Genomic DNA, 18,257 nt, shown 5'->3' with positions numbered 1-18,257 from the left:
ATTAACTGGCAGTAAGCCCCCACTCCAAGAGTTCAAGGTAAAATGAAAAATGTGAGTAGAGGTCCAACTGCCAGTAAACGCCCGATTGGTTCAACTAACAATCAGCGGACAAAAAATTCCGCTGATTGAAGTTTCACTTTATCCCTCTTCTTCTTTCAGTTGGCGGATTGAAACGGATTGTTCATTTTGCGGCTCATCAAGCGGGTAAATCCTGGCCGTTTCGTTTTTCTCGTCCACATGTTGGATATATACAGGAACGCCGTTTAAAGTGACCTTTACCATGTCTGGCAAGGAAGCAATTTCTTTTGCTCGCATTATATTCATGAAAGAACCCTCCTGCTTATACTATTGGTTCTTTATAATGGGGTTATACGTGTAGAAATGAATCGGGGGCTTGAGATGAAAAATTATCATTGTTGTGCCACTTGCATTCATTTTTCGGCAGAAAGAAAAGAGGGCAAGATGGTCTATTTATGTACCCGCCTCGGGTTTGAAACAAAAACAAACTATCAGTTTGATTGCTGGACACCGAAAGAACATGTCAAAAGATTGATAGAAAAAGAAAAGAGGATGCGGAATCATGATTAATGTGAGAACATCTATTTGTGATGAGTTAAATATTCAATTTCCGGTTATTCAGGCAGGTATGGCAGGGACCGCGACCGCGGCATTAGCTGCAGCTGTTTCCATGGCCGGCGGGCTTGGGACAGTGGGGGCGGCTTATATGGCTCCTGAAACGATCAGAACGTGTATCAGGGACATTCGAGAAAAGACGGATAAGCCGTTTGGAGTGAACTTATTTTGTACGAAAGAGCAAGGCGGCACGGATGGATTCGAGAAAGTTCAACATGTCTTAAATCGCTTCAGAAAGGATCTGGGCATGGATGAGAAATTGGACTTTGAAATGCCGCCACAGTTGTTTGAAGAGCAATTTCAAGTACTGACGGAAGAAAAAGTTCCGGTGATCAGCACAGCCTTCGGCTTGCTTTCACCGGATAAAATGAAAGAGGCAAAAAGGGCAGGAAGCAAAGCCATTTCCATGGTGACAACTGTAAACGAAGCGATTGCAGCCGAAAAAGCGGGAGTGGATATAATTGTGGCTCAAGGAAGCGATGCGGGCGGCCATCGTGGAACGTTTGACATCGGCGCACATCCGAATGGAGCCAATATCGGCACTTTTTCTCTCATTCCGCAAGTTGTAGATCATGTGAATGTCCCCGTAGTCGCTGCCGGAGGCATTATGGATGGCAGAGGGGTAATAGCAGCACTGGCACTGGGGGCAGCCGGTGTTCAGCTTGGCACGGCTTTTCTAATTAGCAAAGAGTCTGTCGCTCATCCTGTTTATAAGAAAGCATTGTCCGAAAGTACAGAGGAAAGTACTGTTATTACGAAAAGCTTTTCAGGCCGACCGGCTCGGGGAATCAAAAACACATTTATCCAAGAATTTGAAGCTGCGGTAGAACCGCTTCCGTTTCCTACCCAGAATACCTTGACAAATGACATCAGAAAGGTAGCCGCAGAACAAAACGATCCAGAATATATGTCTTTGTGGGCGGGACAAGGAACACGGCTCCTCCGGCGGCCTGAAGAACATGCCGCTCATATTCTTAAAAACATCATGAAAGAAACGAACCAAGTTCTAAGCTAAGTATGTTAAAAGCCGGTTTTGTTGTGAGGAGGGACAATGGTGGAAGTATCGGTCGGCAAACAGGAAGATTCATCATTTCGCCTAGGCCTTCAGGGAGGCATCAGTATCGCAATCGGGTATGCCCCCATAGCCTTAACTTATGGGCTGCTTGCGAAAACATCAGGGTTGACGTTATTGGAGACAGTCTTGATGAGCCTAATCGTTTTTGCCGGGGCGTCACAATATATGGCGCTCAGCATGTTTGCACTTGGGACTGGGGCCATTGAAATCATAATGACGACGTTTATCGTTAATATCAGGCATTTTCTCATGTCTGCTTCCTTAAATGAAAAAATGGAAGAAGACGCCCGTTGGAAAAAAGCCATTTATGCTTTTGGTATTACAGATGAAACTTTTTCGGTCGCCGCCACGAAGCCGGACACAGTGAAAACGGGATATATATTTGGGATTATTACACTTGCCTACAGCAGCTGGGTGATCTGTTCGGCTATAGGTTTTGCCATTGGCGCCAGACTGCCGCAAGTGTTGCAAGAAAGTATGGCCATCTCACTTTATGCAATGTTCATTGGATTGCTCGTGCCATCTATGAAAAAGAGTGTAAAAGTGGGCTGTTTGGCTCTGTTAGCCGCGGTATTCAATAGTCTCTTTGTTTACTCTGGAGTGATGGGAAAAGGTTGGGCGATTGTGGCAGCGACTCTTTTCTCGTCCATTATCATTGAAATTGTCGAGATGGTGAAAAACAAAGGAGGGATGATCAAATGAATCCTTCCGGTTCCACGATTATTTTAACGATTATCGGAATGGCTGTTGTGACGTATATCCCGAGGATGCTGCCGTTTATTATGTTTAAAGGAAAGGAGTTGCCGCCGTTTGTACAGGGTGTCCTGAAAAACGTCCCATATGCAACGCTCGGCGCCCTCATTTTTCCGGCTGTTTTATTTATACGTGACGGGGATATTCTGTACGGCATTGTCGGGGCGGTGGCCGCATTTTTGATCGCCTTTGCTGGGGCGAACGTCATTCTCGTCGTCATTGGTTCCATTGTGATCTTAGCTGCTTCTTCAACTTTTTTGTAAAAAAATACGAATGGTTTTCATTAGCGTGGCGTCTTCGCCCGCTTATTTTTTTGTGCAGTAGGACACAATACTTTCAAACAGGTTCTATTCTGATGTATTTTTTTCTACATATAATAATGAATGGACGAGGGGGGGAATGAAATGGTTAGAAAATGGTGTTTACGTGCAATCGCCGCTTATTTTTTGTTCGGCGTAGTCATGTACGTTTATTTGTTTTTTTTGGCTGATACGTCCATCCCGGATATGTATAAAGGTACAAGCGTCGATCCAACCACATTTTTAAACGCCCGGGAAATGATGTTAAGTGAAGAATATTCCAAGATCCGCAACTTGCTTTTTTTTCTGTCTTCTCCATATGAGTGGTTGTTTTATTATTTAGTACTTATTTTTGGTGTTTCAGCCGCCTTCGAACGTTGGGCAGGCCAAGCGTCAAAATGGTTTCCGTTGAAAACAGCTATTTATTTATTCTGGCTGTCTCTTGCATCATTCGTATTTACTTTTCCATTTTCTTATATCTCTTATGTATTTTCAAGAACTTACAATATTTCCACACAGTTGTTCCCATCGTGGATGAAGGATGAATTAATTGATTTTTGGGTCAGTTACGCCACTATGTTCATCCTTGTCCTCGTGCTATATAGTTTGATGAAAAAATTTAAAAAGAAGTGGTGGTTGGCCGCATGGGTGTTGTCGGTTCCGTATTCCATTTTCATGATGTTTATCCAGCCTGTCGTCATTGATCCGCTGTATAATGATTTTTACCCCTTGAAAGACAAACAACTGGAATCCAAAATCCTCCTGCTTGCCAATGAAGCGGACATACCGGCGGAACATGTATATGAAGTGGATATGTCGCAAAAAACGAATGCGTTAAATGCCTATGTAACGGGTGTTGGATCTAACTCCAGGATCGTTCTTTGGGATACGACCCTTGAACGTTTGGATGATGAGGAAGTTTTGTTTATCATGGCTCACGAGATGGGCCACTACGTGGAAAAGCATATTTATTTTGGCATTGCCGGCTATACGCTGCTTTCCTTTGCGGGCCTGTGGCTGACAGCGAAATGGATGGAACGGTGGGTTGCCAAAAGAGGAACAGTGTGGAAGGTGGAAAGTATAACAAACATCAGCTCCCTGCCTGTTTTTCTGCTGACAATCTCTATTCTTCTGTTTGCCGTCAGTCCGTTGACAAACTGGGTATCACGTTACCAGGAAATGCGGGCTGATCGATATGCGATCGAAATGACACAGGACAAAGACGCGGCCGTACGGACATTTCAAAACTTGACGAAAGCAGGGTTAAGCCAAGTAAACCCGCCATACCTTGTGAAAATTTTCCGTTATGGACATCCAACGATGCTGGAACGGATTAGAATGATGGAAGAATTTGAAGGTGATCGGGACGAAGAGTTATAAATGAAAAACATCCCCCTTAAGAGGGGGATGACTATTGTTGAGTATTTATTCTGTATATTTGGCCAATTCTTTTGTCAGCTTCATAAAAGCTTCTTTGTCTTTTCGGTCAAGCGCCAAGTCAATTTCTTTTCGCAACTGCTCTTCGCGTCTTTTTTGCAGGAGTCCGTTCAGGAAAAGGTCAGTGTACCACTCAAGCGCTTGTGCTTCTTTTTGTTGCTGTGTCATCGTATACTCTTTCAACAGTTCCTGATAAGATTTCTTCCTTTCCATCGATGATCACCTCGGAACCTTTTTTTAATTATACACGGTTAATGGGCAAAATACAACTAATCTATGAAAATTTTCAGATGTTTTTTAAGAATAAATCTGTTGCTTATTATGAATGAGAGAATTTTCATTATTTAATATAATTTGGAATTTATGTGACATTTTTGTGCGCGTATGTTATGATTTATATGAATAATGATGAAGTTTGTTGAAAGGGGAAGAGCTATGGCGAAAAAGGACATCGTTTTTGTTGAGGATTATGAAATTAACCCGTACACGATGATGATTAAGCCCGCAACGAACAATGATCCTCAAATTCTCTCGGAAATTTTTGAAATGAATGGTCGTTACTTATCTTCAGACCCGCCCTTTAATATCGTAAAGAGAAGCTGTGAATATTTTGGATCTTCTTTCAATGGAAGACGACACGGGACACGGCAGCTCATAGGAATTACCCACAAGCCACCGATTATTGTAGACCCCTACACATCCATCTTTCTTTTTCCTACCGCATCACCTACAAGCTCCCATTGTATATGGATTTCTCACGATTATGTTACCTCACATAAAAGAAACGGGTCAGATGCGACGATCGTTACATTCCAAAACAATGAAATCCATGAACTTCCGATTTCATTTTATTCGTTTGAAAACCAGTTATCGCGGACGGCCATGCTAAGAATTAAATTTATGCAAAATATGAAGCGGATGGAGAAGTTTGCCAAGCTGATACATAATCAGGTTTCAGAGCAGAGAGGATTTTATTGGACTTAATTTAGAAGGAACATGTTCATGTCTCCTTCTTTTTTGGTGTTGGCTCCGTTTCGGGGCTACGCGCTTGTGATTTGGTCCGGCTGCCGCTGCCCAAATAATCAGTGAGCAGTTCTTCGACCCTGTTTCGCAGACGGGGATTAAAGTAATTATGGTGTTCCTCGTAGCCTTTGTAAAAAAACATGTACATCGTAAAAGCATTGTCTGATTTTATTTTCTTGACACGGATATTGTTTTTTTGCAAATGGTGTTTTACTGCTGCAAGCTCCTTCTGAATGATGTTCATTGTTTTTTGAATCAATTCCTGATAAGGTTTTTTTAGTTTGAAGGGACTTTTTTCTATCATGCGCAAGTCACGGCGCAATACGGAAAGAACCATTGGCAAGTAGATCGCCTGCTCAATTACATCCCGTTCATTGTCAGGAATCCTTGTCATTTTTCATTCTCCTTTCCTTAAAGAAGGGAACATTTGTTCTCATTTTACTAAGAGGCATTCGAAATAGCAAGATGAAATTGCTGGTAAGGAAGGCAATTCTTGCATGGAGGAAGAAGAATAGATCAGAGGCATGCGGCTATGTTATAATTTAAAAACAAACAAGGCCGTGCTCCCGGTTGTGAATAGAGGAATATTGATGGATCTGGATTTTTTCAAAGAATGGATAACGATTGAAAATGTGATGGAATTAATCGAAAAGTACCGCTCTTTCGGTCCGCTCCCCGGTATTTTATTGCCATTCCTAGAGGCGTTTTTCCCGTTTTTGCCGTTGTTTTTGTTTGTGATGGCAAACGCCAATGCTTTCGGACTTGGCTGGGGGTTTCTGTTTTCCTGGATTGGCTCTGCGAGCGGGGCTTATTTTGTGTTCTTGCTCATACGAAGATTTGGCGAAGCGCGGGTGTTCAACTTTCTGCGCAGGAATGAAAAAGTTCGGAGCTTGATGGCTTGGGTGGAAAGGCGCGGCTTTGGTCCGTTATTTATTCTACTCTGTTTTCCGTTTACACCATCAGCTGTCGTAAATATTGTGGCAGGTCTTTCGAAAATAGGCATATATCAATACATGCTTGCTGTGTTAACCGGGAAAGCCGTCATGATTTTTACAATGAGCTTTATTGGATATGACGTCATCTCTTTAGTAAAACAGCCCGTCAGAACGGGAATTGTTTGTTTGATCATCGCCATCCTGTGGTATGCTGGAAAACGGGTCGAAGAAAAGCTGAAAGAAAAGGATAAGACACGTCTGCACGATTAAGAAAAGTGTACAAGCCTTCTTTTTGCGTCGCGCAGATTTTCAAATAAACAAAAGGCTTTGGCGTCGCGCATTTAAAAAACGTACGCATGATCTGGAAAATGGATGGCAATAAAGATGTGAACGTTGAACTGCACCCCAATCAAATATTGGAGGTGCTTTTCTCATGTTGCATGTAATTAATCGAAAAGAAATGAGAGACATATGTATCACTTTGGGGGAGAAAGCGCTCGCAAAACTCACCGTACACTTTATCGTTTAAATGGAACATGCTTGATGAAAGGAACAGAGGAGAGATCGTCCATCACAGAAACAGCAGCGGTCATTACCATTCTACTTTCCAAGGTTGAAAAAAGGAGCACACACAAGTATAACGTCTAAGTAATAACGGAAACCGACCACTAGCTATGATAGATCATGCCCGCTCCCGGGAGAGGCGAAGAAAACGGTCACCATCCATGACAGCTCCGTCCTCCCTATAGAGTAAATCGCAAAAGTGGTCATCAAACCCGGTTGATCATGCCCGCTCCCAGGAATGAGGCGAGTAAATTGGTCAACTGGCCCGATGTGATTTTGACACCGGTGGGAATGGTCTTGTGCGATTTGACCGTACTTATTGAAATGATCGCATTTTTTGTGTGCAGGCCGGTGACTTTCCCACTTTTCTTGCGGAATGTATGTTCGTATTTGTTGGGCGTTATATGTTATAATAAAAGGAAATTTTTCGGTTTCATGGGGAAAAAGTGAATAAAGGGGTTGGAAATATGTCGCTTCGTTTTATTATCGGCCGTTCGGGGACAGGAAAAACGACATTCATTCTAAACGAAATCAGAGAGAAGTTAAAAGAACTTCCTGACGGTCCCCCCATTTTATACATAGTTCCGGAGCAAATGACGTTTTTATCTGAATATGAATTGGTGCAAACGCCGGGACTCGCCGGAACGATCCGGGCCCAAGTATACAGTTTCACCCGGCTTGCTTGGCGGATTTTTCAGGAAACAGGCGGGTCAAGCAGAAATCATGTGACAAGTGCCGGGCTGAATATGTTGATCAGAAAAATTGTGGAAGACCATAAGAATGAGTTGAAGTTGTTCCGACAGGCATCCGATAAATCGGGCTTTGTCCAGCAATTGGAACAGATGTTCACTGAACTGAAACATTATTGTGTGGCGCCTGATGACCTGGCTAAACAGAAGGAGGAAATGGCGTTTCTTCATTCTACACGGGCATTGGCTGATAAACTCCATGACATTGAATTGATTTACCGGCTTTTTGAAAAAGGACTGGAAGGAAAGTATTTGGATTCCAATGATAGCTTGCGCTTGTTGTCAGAACTGATTGACCGGTCTCAATATCTGCAGAATGCCGAAATTTATATTGACGGTTTTCACAATTTTACGCCCCAGGAATATTTGGTGATCAATCGCCTTTTGAAAAAATGCAGCAGGGTGACGGTGGCGCTTATACTGGATCGGCCCTTTCAACATGAGCTGCCTGATGAACTTCATCTATTTAGAATGACTGGCGAAACGTATGCTCACTTATATGAGATGGCGCAGCAAGAAGACGTTCCGGTTGAACAAGATATCCAGCTTTTGCATGCGAAAAAATTCAAGTCTGCAAACCTGCGCCATTTAGAAGCCCAATTTGAAAGCAGGCCGGTGAGTGCTTCAAAGGAGGAAGGCGGTATACAATTGATGGCAGCCGCCAATCGCCGGGCGGAAATGGAAGGCATTGCAAGAGAAATTCGCCGGCTGGTGATGGAGGAAGGATACCGTTATAAAGATATCGCTGTTTTAATCCGGAATGGAAATGATTATCGGTCGGCTTTGGAGACCATTTTTCATGACTACGACATACCGTTTTTTATTGATCAAAAGCGTTCAATGCTCAATCATCCGCTCGTAGAGTTGCTTCGCTCTGTTTTGGAGGTCATCAATGGAAACTGGCGATACGAGCCGGTATTTCGGGCTGTCAAAACAGACCTGCTTTTTCCGCTTGGAGAACATATTGAGACGTTCCGGGAGCAAATGGACAGGCTGGAAAATTACGTTCTTGCTTATGGGAAGAAAGGGGAAGACTGGACAAAGAACGAACGATGGACGTACAGCCGGTTTCGCGGGTTGGAGTCTGCCCAATTCGTACAGACTGATAAAGAAAAGGAAATAGAGAGGGAGATCGCCCGTTCAAGGGAGCTCGTTACACTTCCCATTGTAAGGCTGTCTAGGCGACTTAAAAAAGCTGTAAAGGGACGGGATTTATGCGAAGCTGTCTATTTATTTCTGGAAGAACTGGAAGTTCCGCAAAAATTGGAGCAGCTCAGTGAGAATGCCGAGAAGAAAGGCCGGTTAATTGAATCAAGGGAGCATGATCAGGCGTGGAATGCCATCATTGAGTTATTGGACCAGTTTGTGGAGATTTTGGGGGATGCGAGCATCTCATTGGATAAATTTATTTCCATTATTGACTCCGGATTGGAAGAAATGAAGTTTTCTCTTATTCCGCCGGCCGTAGATCAAGTTTTTGTTGCCAATTTGGAATTATCGAGGTTGTCTCATATTAAAACGGCATTTGTAGCCGGTTTAAACGACGGCGTTTTGCCGGCAAGGATGATAGATGGGGGAGTGTTGTCTGACGAAGACCGGACTGCATTATTGCAAGCAGGCGTGCCTATTGCTCCGGACAGCAGAAGGCGGCTGCTGAATGAGGAGTTTGTGGCTTATCGGTCATTTACTGCAGCCGAAAAGCAACTCATCCTGTCCTATCCATTGGCAGATGATGAAGGGAAAGCCCTTCAGCCTTCTCCATTTATTGAACGGATCAGGACAATGTTTCCCCATGCAACTGAAAGCATGGTTGTAAACGAACCGGCCGAATTGTTTGAAGACAACCAACTTGAATATATTTCCCATCCAGACTCTGCCATTGCGTATTTGACCGGGCAGCTGCAATTGAAAAAAAGAAAATATCCAATGGCTGACTTTTGGTGGGATGTTTACAATTTTTATATGGCCGACCCCACTTGGAAAAATAAGGCAAGACGCATATTGTCAAGTTTATATTACGATAACAGAACGAAGAAACTTTCAGAAGACACGAGTAAAAAATTATACGGAGACAAAATGGTCGCCAGCGTTTCGCGAATGGAACTTTTTCACAGTTGCCCTTTTTCCCACTTTGTCTCACACGGGTTAAAGTTGCAGGAGAGAGAGATTTATCGGCTGGAAGCTCCTCATATCGGCGACTTGTTCCATAGCGCATTGAAATGGATTGCCGACCAAATCAATCAACATCGGTTGAAATGGTCCGAGCTGACAAAGGAACAGTGTGCCCAGCTTGCAAAAGAAGCTGTCGAACATCTGGCTCCAAAATTAAACAATCAAATATTGTTAAGCTCGAACCGGCATTCTTATCTTAAAAGAAAATTGGAAAAAGTAATTGAAAGAGCTTCCTATGTCATGAGCGGACATGCCAAAAAGAGCGGGTTCTCGCCTGTCGGTTTTGAGCTTTCTTTTGGCCCGAACCAGGCTCTGCCGCCTTTGGCGTTCACCTTGAAAGACGGAACCCGGATGGAGCTGCAAGGACGCATTGACCGTGTAGACAAAGCCGAAAATGAAAATGGTATTTATGTACGGGTGATCGATTACAAATCAAGCGCCCGCCAGCTTGACTTAACGGAAGTGTATTACGGATTGTCTGTTCAAATGTTGACATATTTGGACATTGTCGTTACCCACTCAAAAGCATTAATCGGTCAAGAGGGATTCCCTGCAGGGGTATTTTATTTCCATTTGCATAACCCAATGATTGAAAGTAATAAAGCAATGACAATGGAAGCCATTGAAGGAGAAATTCACAAGAAATTTAAAATGGATGGACTCGTTCTGAAAGATCCCGACATCATCCGCCTCATGGACAACACGCTGAAATCGGGCAGTTCCCACATTATTTCCGCAGGTTTGAAAACGGACGGAACCCTAAGGGCAAACTCTAAAGCAGCCAGCAAGGAAGATTTCCACAAACTACGGAACCATGTCCGCAGCCTTTATAAAAAGTCGGGGAATGCTATTTTGTCAGGATATGTTGACATCAGTCCCTATCAATTCGCGAACAAAACACCTTGCCAATTTTGTGTTTATAAGCCTGTTTGTCAATTCGACCAGGCCTTGGCTGCAAACCAATTTCGACTCATTCAAAAAGAAAAGCGGGAGCAAGTTATTGCGCGCATTCGGGAAGAAGGTGAAGAAATATGAAAACATTCATTCCGGCAAAACCGGAGCAGGCCTCGTGGACAAATGATCAGTGGAAAGCGATTTTTGCCAAGGACCAGGATATATTGGTGGCGGCGGCGGCGGGTTCTGGAAAAACGGCTGTTCTCGTAGAAAGGATTATCCAAAGAATATTGGCGGAAAAAGATCCGCTCAATGTGGATCAATTACTCGTCGTGACTTTCACAAACGCTTCGGCGGCGGAGATGAGATCCAGAATCGGAGAAGCACTCTCCCGGGCAATCAACGATCGCCCCGAGTCCAATCATCTTCGCAAGCAATTGGGATTATTGAACAAAGCGTCGATTTCCACTCTCCACTCTTTTTGTCTGGAGGTAATCAGAAAGTTTTATTATATGGTGGACATCGACCCGCAATTTCGCATTGGCGATGACACAGAGATGGTGCTTCTTCAAGATGAAGTGATGGATGAATTGTTTGAAGAAGAGTACGGGAAAATAGATAATGACGCTTTTTTTAGGCTAGTGGATACTTTTACAAGTGACCGAAGTGATGAAGAACTGCAAACCCTTGTGTTAAAGTTATACGAATTTTCCCGGTCTCATCCGTTTCCAAATCAATGGCTTGATGAGCTTGTCAGTAAGTATGATGTTACAGAAAACACTCGTGTGGATGACCTGGAATTTGGAAAGCTCCTCCTAGCCGATATCAGGCTTCAGCTTTCAGGTGCAAAAGGACTGTTAGAGGAAGCATATGAAATGACCAAGTGGCCGGGAGGGCCGGCTCCCCGCGCTGTCAATTATGAAGACGATTTGGAGATCATTCGCCAAATGGAAAGAGCCGCCGATACTGGATTTGATGCGCTCTATGAAATGATGAATAATTGGAGTTTTTCACGCGCCAAACCATGTCGAGGGGATGAATACGATCCTGAATTAATGAAAAGAGCCGCTGATTTACGGGATAAGGCAAAAGAAATCCTGAATAAAATGACAGCTGAACTCTTTTCAAGGTCCCCTGAAAATTTTATTCGGGACATGCGCGAGATGCGGCCTGTTTATGCGACTTTAGTAAAAGTTGTAAAAGCTTTTGCTTGCCGGTTTGAACAAATCAAAAGAGACAAAGGGCTTGTCGATTTCTCGGATTTGGAGCATTTGGCACTTGCTATTTTAGTGGATCAGGAAAAAGGCCAGGTCAGCCCTTCGGAGGTGGCTCGCGGTTACCGTCATCAATTTAAAGAAGTGCTAATTGATGAGTATCAAGATATTAATATGGTGCAAGAGACCATCTTACAGCTCATTTCACAAGATGAAGAATATAACGGCAATCTGTTCATGGTTGGTGATGTGAAACAATCCATCTACCGATTCCGTTTGGCGGAACCCAATTTGTTCTTGGCAAAGTATAGCCGCTTTTCTTCCAATGGAGAAAACAGCGGCCTCCGCATCGATTTATCCCGGAATTTCCGCAGCCGGGCTGAAGTGCTGGAAGGAACAAATTATTTGTTCAAGCAAATTATGGGGGTTCAAGTGGGTGAAATCGAATATAACGCTGACGCGGAATTGGTGAAGGGGGCAGGATATCCCGAAGATGAACCGTATCCTGTGGAAGTGGCCATCATTGATCTGGCGGATGAAAGTTCCGGGAAAAGCAAAGATGCAGAAGCGGAAATAATGGAGGAAGAACTTGAAAAGTCGCAACTGGAAGCCCGCTTTTTGGCAGGTAAGATCAGGAAGATCATCGACGAAAAAAAACCTGTCTATGATGTGAAAAAAGGCGTCTCCCGCCCAGCACAATATAAAGATATTGTTATTTTGTTGCGTTCGTTGACCTGGGCCCAGGATATGGTCGATGAATTGAGGCATGCGGGCATTCCCGTTTATGCTGATCTGTCGGAAGGCTATTTTGACGCGACTGAAGTGACCATCATGCTGTCGTTGTTAAAAGTGATTGATAATCCGGAACAGGATATACCGCTGGCTGCGGTTCTGCGGTCGCCGCTTGTCGGTTTGGATGAAGAAGAGCTTGCCCGAATCCGGCTGGCAGCCCGGCAGGGGAGTTACTTTGCAGCCGTTAAACAGTATGTGAACACCCCTGAGGAAGATGGACAAGAAGAAACGAGGGAAAAAGCCCGGGGCTTTTTGGAAGGTTTGTATGAATGGAGAACCCTTGCCAGAAGCGGGCCGCTCCCGGATCTCATTTGGCAGTTGTATCGTGATACAGGCTTTTATGAATTCGTTGGCGGCCTCCCGGGAGGAAAACAGCGGCAGGCGAATTTGCGTGCGCTTTATGACCGAGCTTCCCAATATGAAGAAACTTCCTTCAGGGGGTTATTCCGGTTCCTTCGCTTTATTGACAGAATGCGTGACCGCGGCAAAGATTTGGGCGTGGCCCGGGCATTGGGGGAGCAGGAAGATGTCGTGCGGATTATGACGATTCACTCTAGCAAGGGGTTGGAATTTCCCATCGTATTCGTCTCGGGACTCGGGCGCGAATTCCATACAAAGGATTTGCATCGTTCCTTTTTAATTGACAAAGATTACGGATTTGCAAGCAAATATATCCACCCGGAAAAACGGATTTCCTATCCATCCCTGCCCCAGTTAGCTTTAAAGAGAAAAAAGAGGCTGGAATTGGTGGCCGAAGAAATGCGGGTTCTTTATGTGGCGCTCACAAGGGCCAAGGAGAAACTGTTTCTTGTCGGTACGGTGAAAAATGTGGAAAAAGAAGTGTTAAAATGGCAAAAATCCTTCATCAGTGGGGAATGGCTATTAAAAGATTTTGACAGAGCCAATGCGAAGGCCTACTTGGACTGGATTGGGCCGGCATTGCTACGGCATCGCCATTGCCATATTTCCGAAAGTATTTGGTCGGAAGGCCTCATAGCGGAACACCCTTCCCGCTGGCACATCGATATCGTTTCAAAAATGGACATCAAACCGGTAGCGGAAGATGAAGCAAGTGACAGCGATGAATGGCTGCAATACGTAAAAGCAGGTGAGCCCTTTCCTGTTGAATCTTCATGTAAGCATCTTGTCTTTACACGACTTAGCTGGACATATTCGCATCAAATGGCCACAAATAAAATGTCGAAACAATCCGTTTCCGAGTTAAAAAGGATGGTTGAATTGCAGGATGAGACAAGCGGGTATGAGTTTGCCGGAAAGCGTCAAAACACTCTTTTGTTTCATAAGCCCAAGTTTTTGGAGCAAAAAGTGTTGTCGCCTGCTGAACGGGGAACCATCATGCATACCGTCATGCAGCATATTCCCTTGACAGAAGCTCCGACACTGCTGTCTATTGAACATTTGCTCGATGAGCTTATTAAAAGAGAAATTCTTACAGGAGAGCAGGCTGATGCGGTTTCCGGTGAACAGATTGTCCGATTTTTCGAAACCGAATTAGGAAAAAGGCTCCTGGGAGCATCAGGTGTTTCAAGAGAAGTTCCTTTTACAATGGGGATTCCGGCGCGGGACATTTATCCGGCATGGGACGGGGAAGGTGAACTGGTGATTGTGCAAGGTGTGATGGACTGCATCATCGAAGAAAAAGACGGAGTCGTTTTACTTGATTATAAAACCGATTCTATCACGGACCGATTCCCGGGAGGATTCCCTCAGGCCAAAGAGCGATTGAAGAATAGATATCAAATGCAAGTTCGCTTATATGAACGGGCCATTAAGGAAATTTTAAAAAAGAAAGTCAAGGAAGCCTATTTATATTTCTTCGATGGTGGATTTACCATCAAACTATAAAACGGGGCTGAGACATAGGTTGAAAACTGATTCATATTCGTAAAAATCGCGAAAATAAAACCGCGTGAAATCAAGGATTTAAACTTGATTCCACGCGGTTTATTCCTTTTTACAGGTGTTGTCCCTGCCCCGTTTTTTTCATGAATCTAGCAAATCAGTTATTGCCTACCGTGGGCTGGTCAACGAGGTTCGTATCAAGCGTATTGCTGGAACTTATACCATTATTAGTTATGATAAATCCTCCGGTACTGTCCGAGCCCGAGCCGGCATATGATTTTGAACTGCTTTTTGGTGAAATGACAGCAGTATCGCCAAATTGAACAATTCCTCCGGAAACGTTAAAAATTTGGACGGGTCCCAGAATAGCTGGCATTGTGCATCTCCTTATCCTTTTTTAAATCCTCGGATTGATTTGCCGAATATGCTTAACTCTTCCTTCCATTGCAATATGGTTTGTACTTCCTATATGCAGGACGGCAGCGTTGGAAGCAGCGATGACATGAACATTTCCTACTCGAATGTTCGGACTATCATGTATTTTATGTCTGATGGGGAATGATTCGTAAATTGGCGGAAGGGGAATGGGTTTGGTAAAAGCGGAGAAAGAGAGCAAATCTCCTTCATCGGCATAAAAAAGCTGTCTCCTCCTTTGGACCGCCAAGGCGTTCGCATTCGCCCCCAGATGAACCGAATCCCCAATTTCCAATATGGAACCAAAGATGAGATTTTTAATATCAAGATATTGAACGATAGAGTTCCTTGTTCCGATCATTTTGGATATACTCCAGTTTCTCTGGTGAGGGGAGCGAAGGGACCGATGATCAATGATTCAGGGGGCGTATCAAAAACAGAGCCCAATTGAATTGTATTAGCGTCCCCAACCAACAGCAATGAGGCGGCGCTCACTCCGATGACTCGAATTTGGCCGACGGATAACTCCTTGTTTACGACATTAAGTTCCATGGGGGTTCACCCCTCCCTGGTTATTCGGCATTTCCGCGATAAAACGATGTACCGCCTTGTTAATATCGGCAACGACCGTTTGATATACTTTATGATATAATTCTTCTTCTGTTCCTTCGTTATTTGGCTGCGAACTAAAATAGTGCAAATAATGATCCGCTCGTCTCTCAATTTGTTTTCGGACATCCTCTTTGATCATTTGAATAAAAGAAGGATCAAGTTGAACTCCTGCCTGTGTTTGGGAATCCAAAACATGTTGTTCTAGTTCTTCGTCAATATAATGGTTCAGCTTGCTGATCGTATCGCGATAAATCTCTTTGTTCCGGAAAAAAGTTTGCGTCTGGGGAAACGTTCCGTTCGGAATGGATAACTCATCGACGGCATCAAGGCTGCTTGGTGAAAGGCCGATATTTAAAGTTCCTTCCAACGTTTCAACCTTCAATTGGTCGAATTTATACTCAAGCCTTTCGACGGTCATGGGCGGTTTTTCCCCCAATCGTTTGACTTCCGCCGATAAATGTTGTATGTCGCTTTTCAGTTGTGCGATGGCCTTTTGCTGTTGGTTGATACAGCCGTACAATTGCTGAATATAGTAGTTGACGTTCATATTCCTCCACCACGCTTTATTTTGGTATCAGGCAAATTACAAAGGAATCAAGCTTACTTGCTCCTCGACCAGCTCAGGAATGGCAGGAGGGGCCGGCTCTTCGAATCCTCCTGTATTAAATAAATAAGATGCGGGCTTAATGATTCCTGAAGTTCCGATTTGCAATACTGAAGAGTTTGTAATCCCGCCAATTTTTAGCGTATTAATATGAATGTTTTGTTGAACATTAATGATCATTTCGGCCTCCTGTTCTTGATGGTATAATATGGGAATCTGTCTCGTGACTGTCTTTCTATGCGACTAGTGCTTCTTTCATCTTTTTGCGGAGTATCCGATTTTGTACTTTACAAAACAGTCGCCTGCTTTTTTATAAGTTAAACAATATTCCTTGGTCAAGGCCGTCGACATCATAAGTGTTTGTAGAAGAATAATTATTTTTGACCGTGATCCCTTCACCGGTGTTAAATGAACCTGCTCCAGAAAATGTTTTGGCATAGGCAATCGGATGGATTTGAAACACGTCTCCAATGTTGACGACGCCTCCTGTACTAACACTAATTACTTGAACGGCACCAACAAATCCAGGCAAATCCGTTCACATCCTTCCGTTGCTTCTATATATCATTATTGTATTTTATGAGTAACTGGGTAATTTGTGATTCAATTGCCCAGGCCTACTTTGTAAAGCTTTTATGTCATAAGCACAGTTTTTTAGACAAACATGGGCGAAGATGGTATAAACAAAAGCAGGGGAATATATTGCCGTCTTTTTTTACAATAAGGGGGGGTGTTATATATTCAAACATTTAGAAAGGAGTTACGGCGATGAATCACATACCGCCTGTTGTCCAAACGGAACGAATCCAAACACTCGATGTTTTGCGCGGATTTTCCCTCTTTGGAATTATTCTTGTGAATATGATCGGATTTCATTCTCCTTACGGGTATTACAATCCGTACGAGTGGTGGAAATATGACGACCTCACAACACATGCTTGGATAGATGTACTTGTACAAGGAACCTTTTACCCGATCTTCGCCTTGCTTTTTGGATATGGCATGGTCATGATTCGAAGAAAAGCTTTGGCAAATGGAAATACTTTTTGGAAAATTGGTGTCAAGCGGCTGCTGGTTCTTCTGGCATTCGGCGTCATCCACGCCTTTTTCATATGGCACGGAGACATATTGATTACATACGCACTGATAGGGTTTTTATTGCTTTTGTTTTTAAGAATTCCCGGTCCCTTCCTGATTGGTTTGGGCATGGCTTTGTATTTGTTGCCTCAGTTGTTTTTAACAGCACTTTTTCTCATACTCCATTTGTCTAATGGGGTTTCATTGGCGGATTATACGAATATCGTCGCTTTGCAAACTTCGCAGGAAGCTTATACAAATGGAAGCTACATGGAAGTGACTGCCCAGCGTATATCTGATTGGAAAACAATCAATCTGTCGGCTGGCTTTACTTTATACATATTTTTAATTTTACCAATGATGTTGATAGGCGCTGGAGCTGCCAAGTTGAAGTGGATTGAAAAGTCGAAGGAATATTGGCGAATGTGGCTTGTTATTTTCTTGATTGCGTTGCCGATAGGGATAGCCATAAAGCTTCTCCCGCTGATTGTGGAACCTTCACTCAGTTTTCAATACATTCAGGACGCATTGGGAGGACCGATTTTGGGATTTGCCTATGCAGCCGGTCTCATTCTGCTCATGAATGCCCGCATGGCCGGCAAGCTGTTGAAGCCGTTTTCGACAATAGGGCGTATGTCTCTTTCGATGTATTTAATGCAATCGCTTATCGGAACGCTTATCTTTTATCCTTATGGCTTAGGGTTGTATGGTGATATTTCGTTAACAACTGGAACATGGCTTGCCGTTTGTATATATGTTATTCAGGTCGTTTTGGCCGGGTTATGGCTGGCAAAATTCCAAAGGGGTCCGGCAGAAATGCTATGGCGGAGCTTGACGTATGGAAAGAATATGAAAAGAAGAGGTGGAACGAATGAAGTTAATGAGCTTTGAGTGGAATGGCACGCCAACATATGGCGTAGTTCACGAAAACGGCAATCGCGTTTGGGATGTGCCGGCACTTGCGAAAGCCAAAAATCAGGAAGTCCCTGATTCCATTTTCGCAGGAATTCAAGAGAGCGGCCCCTTTTATGCCACCCTTGAAGAGTTGGTTCGGTAGTGTAAAAAGTTCTATGAAAGATTAACGATTTCCACTTTTCCAAAGTACAGAGGGAAAATGTCGCCCGCAATCGCCCTTGACAAACAGTCA

The 18,257-nt window shown here is 43.7% G+C and carries 20 protein-coding genes; 11 read left to right on the top strand and 9 right to left on the bottom strand.

Translation table 11 applies throughout. The features are described 5' to 3' along the window. Positions 1-138 precede the first annotated feature (138 nt). The gene (locus JOC94_RS21625; protein WP_077112327.1) at positions 139-324 is read right to left on the bottom strand and encodes a small acid-soluble spore protein H; all 186 of its coding nucleotides are present in this window, start codon (positions 322-324) and stop codon (positions 139-141) included. Positions 325-399: 75 nt separating this feature from the next. Here JOC94_RS21625 and JOC94_RS21620 point away from each other — a divergent pair, with 75 nt between their 5' ends. The 5 genes from JOC94_RS21620 (at position 400) to JOC94_RS21600 (ending at position 4,140) form a co-directional block, all read left to right on the top strand. Continuing rightward, complete coding sequence (locus tag JOC94_RS21620) at positions 400-588, top strand: hypothetical protein (protein WP_083717583.1); 189 nt, start codon at positions 400-402, stop codon at positions 586-588. Next, positions 581-1,648 carry an NAD(P)H-dependent flavin oxidoreductase gene (locus JOC94_RS21615; protein WP_077112331.1) on the top strand — a complete coding sequence of 356 codons (1,068 nt, stop codon included), beginning with the start codon at positions 581-583 and terminating at the stop codon, positions 1,646-1,648. Before JOC94_RS21620 ends, JOC94_RS21615 begins: the two co-directional genes overlap by 8 nt. A gap of 36 nt (positions 1,649-1,684) precedes the next feature. Next, positions 1,685-2,410, top strand: a complete 726-nt coding sequence (locus JOC94_RS21610; RefSeq protein ID WP_077112332.1) for an AzlC family ABC transporter permease — start codon at positions 1,685-1,687, stop codon at positions 2,408-2,410. Then, positions 2,407-2,724 carry an AzlD domain-containing protein gene (locus JOC94_RS21605; protein WP_077112334.1) on the top strand — a complete coding sequence of 106 codons (318 nt, stop codon included), beginning with the start codon at positions 2,407-2,409 and terminating at the stop codon, positions 2,722-2,724. Before JOC94_RS21610 ends, JOC94_RS21605 begins: the two co-directional genes overlap by 4 nt. Positions 2,725-2,865: 141 nt before the next feature. Further along, complete coding sequence (locus tag JOC94_RS21600; RefSeq protein ID WP_077112336.1) at positions 2,866-4,140, top strand: M48 family metallopeptidase; 1,275 nt, start codon at positions 2,866-2,868, stop codon at positions 4,138-4,140. Between the two features lie 45 nt (positions 4,141-4,185). On the opposite strand, the gene JOC94_RS21595 is transcribed toward JOC94_RS21600, so the two are convergent. After that, complete coding sequence (locus JOC94_RS21595; RefSeq protein ID WP_077112338.1) at positions 4,186-4,410, bottom strand: IDEAL domain-containing protein; 225 nt, start codon at positions 4,408-4,410, stop codon at positions 4,186-4,188. Between the two features lie 222 nt (positions 4,411-4,632). On the opposite strand from JOC94_RS21595, the gene JOC94_RS21590 reads away from it, so the two are divergent. Further along, positions 4,633-5,181, top strand: coding sequence for a competence protein ComK (locus tag JOC94_RS21590; protein ID WP_077112340.1), 549 nt, complete (start codon positions 4,633-4,635; stop codon positions 5,179-5,181). Between the two features lie 16 nt (positions 5,182-5,197). On the opposite strand, the gene JOC94_RS21585 is transcribed toward JOC94_RS21590, so the two are convergent. Continuing rightward, positions 5,198-5,614 (bottom strand): hypothetical protein, encoded by a 417-nt coding sequence (locus JOC94_RS21585; protein WP_077112342.1) that lies wholly within the window; start codon positions 5,612-5,614, stop codon positions 5,198-5,200. A gap of 196 nt (positions 5,615-5,810) precedes the next feature. Here JOC94_RS21585 and JOC94_RS21580 point away from each other — a divergent pair, with 196 nt between their 5' ends. From JOC94_RS21580 to addA, 3 genes are all read left to right on the top strand, one after another. After that, positions 5,811-6,425, top strand: coding sequence for a TVP38/TMEM64 family protein (locus JOC94_RS21580; RefSeq protein ID WP_077112423.1), 615 nt, complete (start codon positions 5,811-5,813; stop codon positions 6,423-6,425). A 761-nt stretch (positions 6,426-7,186) separates the two neighbouring features. After that, complete coding sequence (addB, locus tag JOC94_RS21575; RefSeq protein ID WP_077112344.1) at positions 7,187-10,675, top strand: helicase-exonuclease AddAB subunit AddB; 3,489 nt, start codon at positions 7,187-7,189, stop codon at positions 10,673-10,675. Then, complete coding sequence (gene addA, locus JOC94_RS21570; RefSeq protein ID WP_077112346.1) at positions 10,672-14,406, top strand: helicase-exonuclease AddAB subunit AddA; 3,735 nt, start codon at positions 10,672-10,674, stop codon at positions 14,404-14,406. Before addB ends, addA begins: the two co-directional genes overlap by 4 nt. Before the next feature lie 154 nt (positions 14,407-14,560). On the opposite strand, the gene JOC94_RS21565 is transcribed toward addA, so the two are convergent. The 6 genes from JOC94_RS21565 to JOC94_RS21540 form a co-directional block, all read right to left on the bottom strand. Beyond that, positions 14,561-14,779 carry a spore germination protein gene (locus tag JOC94_RS21565; RefSeq protein WP_077112348.1) on the bottom strand — a complete coding sequence of 73 codons (219 nt, stop codon included), beginning with the start codon at positions 14,777-14,779 and terminating at the stop codon, positions 14,561-14,563. Positions 14,780-14,800: 21 nt separating this feature from the next. After that, positions 14,801-15,178: a spore germination protein GerPE gene (locus JOC94_RS21560; protein WP_077112350.1), complete on the bottom strand. Its 378-nt coding sequence runs from the start codon at positions 15,176-15,178 to the stop codon at positions 14,801-14,803. After that, positions 15,175-15,369, bottom strand: a complete 195-nt coding sequence (locus JOC94_RS21555; RefSeq protein ID WP_077112352.1) for a spore gernimation protein GerPD — start codon at positions 15,367-15,369, stop codon at positions 15,175-15,177. The genes JOC94_RS21560 and JOC94_RS21555 overlap by 4 nt, the downstream gene beginning before the upstream one ends. Beyond that, positions 15,359-15,976 carry a spore germination protein GerPC gene (gene gerPC, locus JOC94_RS21550; protein ID WP_077112354.1) on the bottom strand — a complete coding sequence of 206 codons (618 nt, stop codon included), beginning with the start codon at positions 15,974-15,976 and terminating at the stop codon, positions 15,359-15,361. The genes JOC94_RS21555 and gerPC overlap by 11 nt, the downstream gene beginning before the upstream one ends. Positions 15,977-16,012: 36 nt before the next feature. After that, positions 16,013-16,213, bottom strand: coding sequence for a spore germination protein GerPB (locus JOC94_RS21545; protein ID WP_077112356.1), 201 nt, complete (start codon positions 16,211-16,213; stop codon positions 16,013-16,015). Between the two features lie 130 nt (positions 16,214-16,343). Further along, on the bottom strand, positions 16,344-16,565 hold the full coding sequence (locus JOC94_RS21540) for a spore germination protein (RefSeq protein WP_077112358.1): 222 nt from the start codon (positions 16,563-16,565) through the stop codon (positions 16,344-16,346). Positions 16,566-16,801: 236 nt separating this feature from the next. Between JOC94_RS21540 and JOC94_RS21535 the strand changes: the two genes are divergently transcribed. Together JOC94_RS21535 and JOC94_RS21530 are read left to right on the top strand one after the other, a co-directional pair. Further along, positions 16,802-18,001 (top strand): DUF418 domain-containing protein, encoded by a 1,200-nt coding sequence (locus JOC94_RS21535; protein ID WP_077112360.1) that lies wholly within the window; start codon positions 16,802-16,804, stop codon positions 17,999-18,001. Then, positions 17,982-18,167: a hypothetical protein gene (locus JOC94_RS21530; protein WP_205180339.1), complete on the top strand. Its 186-nt coding sequence runs from the start codon at positions 17,982-17,984 to the stop codon at positions 18,165-18,167. Before JOC94_RS21535 ends, JOC94_RS21530 begins: the two co-directional genes overlap by 20 nt. The last annotated feature ends 90 nt before the right edge of the window (positions 18,168-18,257 follow it).

Source organism: Siminovitchia thermophila (assembly GCF_016909185.1).
GTDB lineage: Bacteria > Bacillota > Bacilli > Bacillales > Bacillaceae_C > Siminovitchia > Siminovitchia thermophila.
This window is presented reverse-complemented; position numbering and strand designations above follow the sequence as displayed.

What these genes read in the sequence shown, in the direction of transcription:
- JOC94_RS21625 (WP_077112327.1), bottom strand. Translation starts at nt 324, where the DNA reads ATGAATATAATGCGAGCAAAAGAAATTGCTTCCTTGCCAGACATGGTA.
- JOC94_RS21620 (WP_083717583.1), top strand. Translation starts at nt 400, where the DNA reads ATGAAAAATTATCATTGTTGTGCCACTTGCATTCATTTTTCGGCAGAA.
- JOC94_RS21615 (WP_077112331.1), top strand. Translation starts at nt 581, where the DNA reads ATGATTAATGTGAGAACATCTATTTGTGATGAGTTAAATATTCAATTT.
- JOC94_RS21610 (WP_077112332.1), top strand. Translation starts at nt 1,685, where the DNA reads ATGGTGGAAGTATCGGTCGGCAAACAGGAAGATTCATCATTTCGCCTA.
- JOC94_RS21605 (WP_077112334.1), top strand. Translation starts at nt 2,407, where the DNA reads ATGAATCCTTCCGGTTCCACGATTATTTTAACGATTATCGGAATGGCT.
- JOC94_RS21600 (WP_077112336.1), top strand. Translation starts at nt 2,866, where the DNA reads ATGGTTAGAAAATGGTGTTTACGTGCAATCGCCGCTTATTTTTTGTTC.
- JOC94_RS21595 (WP_077112338.1), bottom strand. Translation starts at nt 4,410, where the DNA reads ATGGAAAGGAAGAAATCTTATCAGGAACTGTTGAAAGAGTATACGATG.
- JOC94_RS21590 (WP_077112340.1), top strand. Translation starts at nt 4,633, where the DNA reads ATGGCGAAAAAGGACATCGTTTTTGTTGAGGATTATGAAATTAACCCG.
- JOC94_RS21585 (WP_077112342.1), bottom strand. Translation starts at nt 5,614, where the DNA reads ATGACAAGGATTCCTGACAATGAACGGGATGTAATTGAGCAGGCGATC.
- JOC94_RS21580 (WP_077112423.1), top strand. Translation starts at nt 5,811, where the DNA reads ATGGATCTGGATTTTTTCAAAGAATGGATAACGATTGAAAATGTGATG.
- addB (WP_077112344.1), top strand. Translation starts at nt 7,187, where the DNA reads ATGTCGCTTCGTTTTATTATCGGCCGTTCGGGGACAGGAAAAACGACA.
- addA (WP_077112346.1), top strand. Translation starts at nt 10,672, where the DNA reads ATGAAAACATTCATTCCGGCAAAACCGGAGCAGGCCTCGTGGACAAAT.
- JOC94_RS21565 (WP_077112348.1), bottom strand. Translation starts at nt 14,779, where the DNA reads ATGCCAGCTATTCTGGGACCCGTCCAAATTTTTAACGTTTCCGGAGGA.
- JOC94_RS21560 (WP_077112350.1), bottom strand. Translation starts at nt 15,178, where the DNA reads ATGATCGGAACAAGGAACTCTATCGTTCAATATCTTGATATTAAAAAT.
- JOC94_RS21555 (WP_077112352.1), bottom strand. Translation starts at nt 15,369, where the DNA reads ATGGAACTTAATGTCGTAAACAAGGAGTTATCCGTCGGCCAAATTCGA.
- gerPC (WP_077112354.1), bottom strand. Translation starts at nt 15,976, where the DNA reads ATGAACGTCAACTACTATATTCAGCAATTGTACGGCTGTATCAACCAA.
- JOC94_RS21545 (WP_077112356.1), bottom strand. Translation starts at nt 16,213, where the DNA reads ATGATCATTAATGTTCAACAAAACATTCATATTAATACGCTAAAAATT.
- JOC94_RS21535 (WP_077112360.1), top strand. Translation starts at nt 16,802, where the DNA reads ATGAATCACATACCGCCTGTTGTCCAAACGGAACGAATCCAAACACTC.
- JOC94_RS21530 (WP_205180339.1), top strand. Translation starts at nt 17,982, where the DNA reads ATGAAGTTAATGAGCTTTGAGTGGAATGGCACGCCAACATATGGCGTA.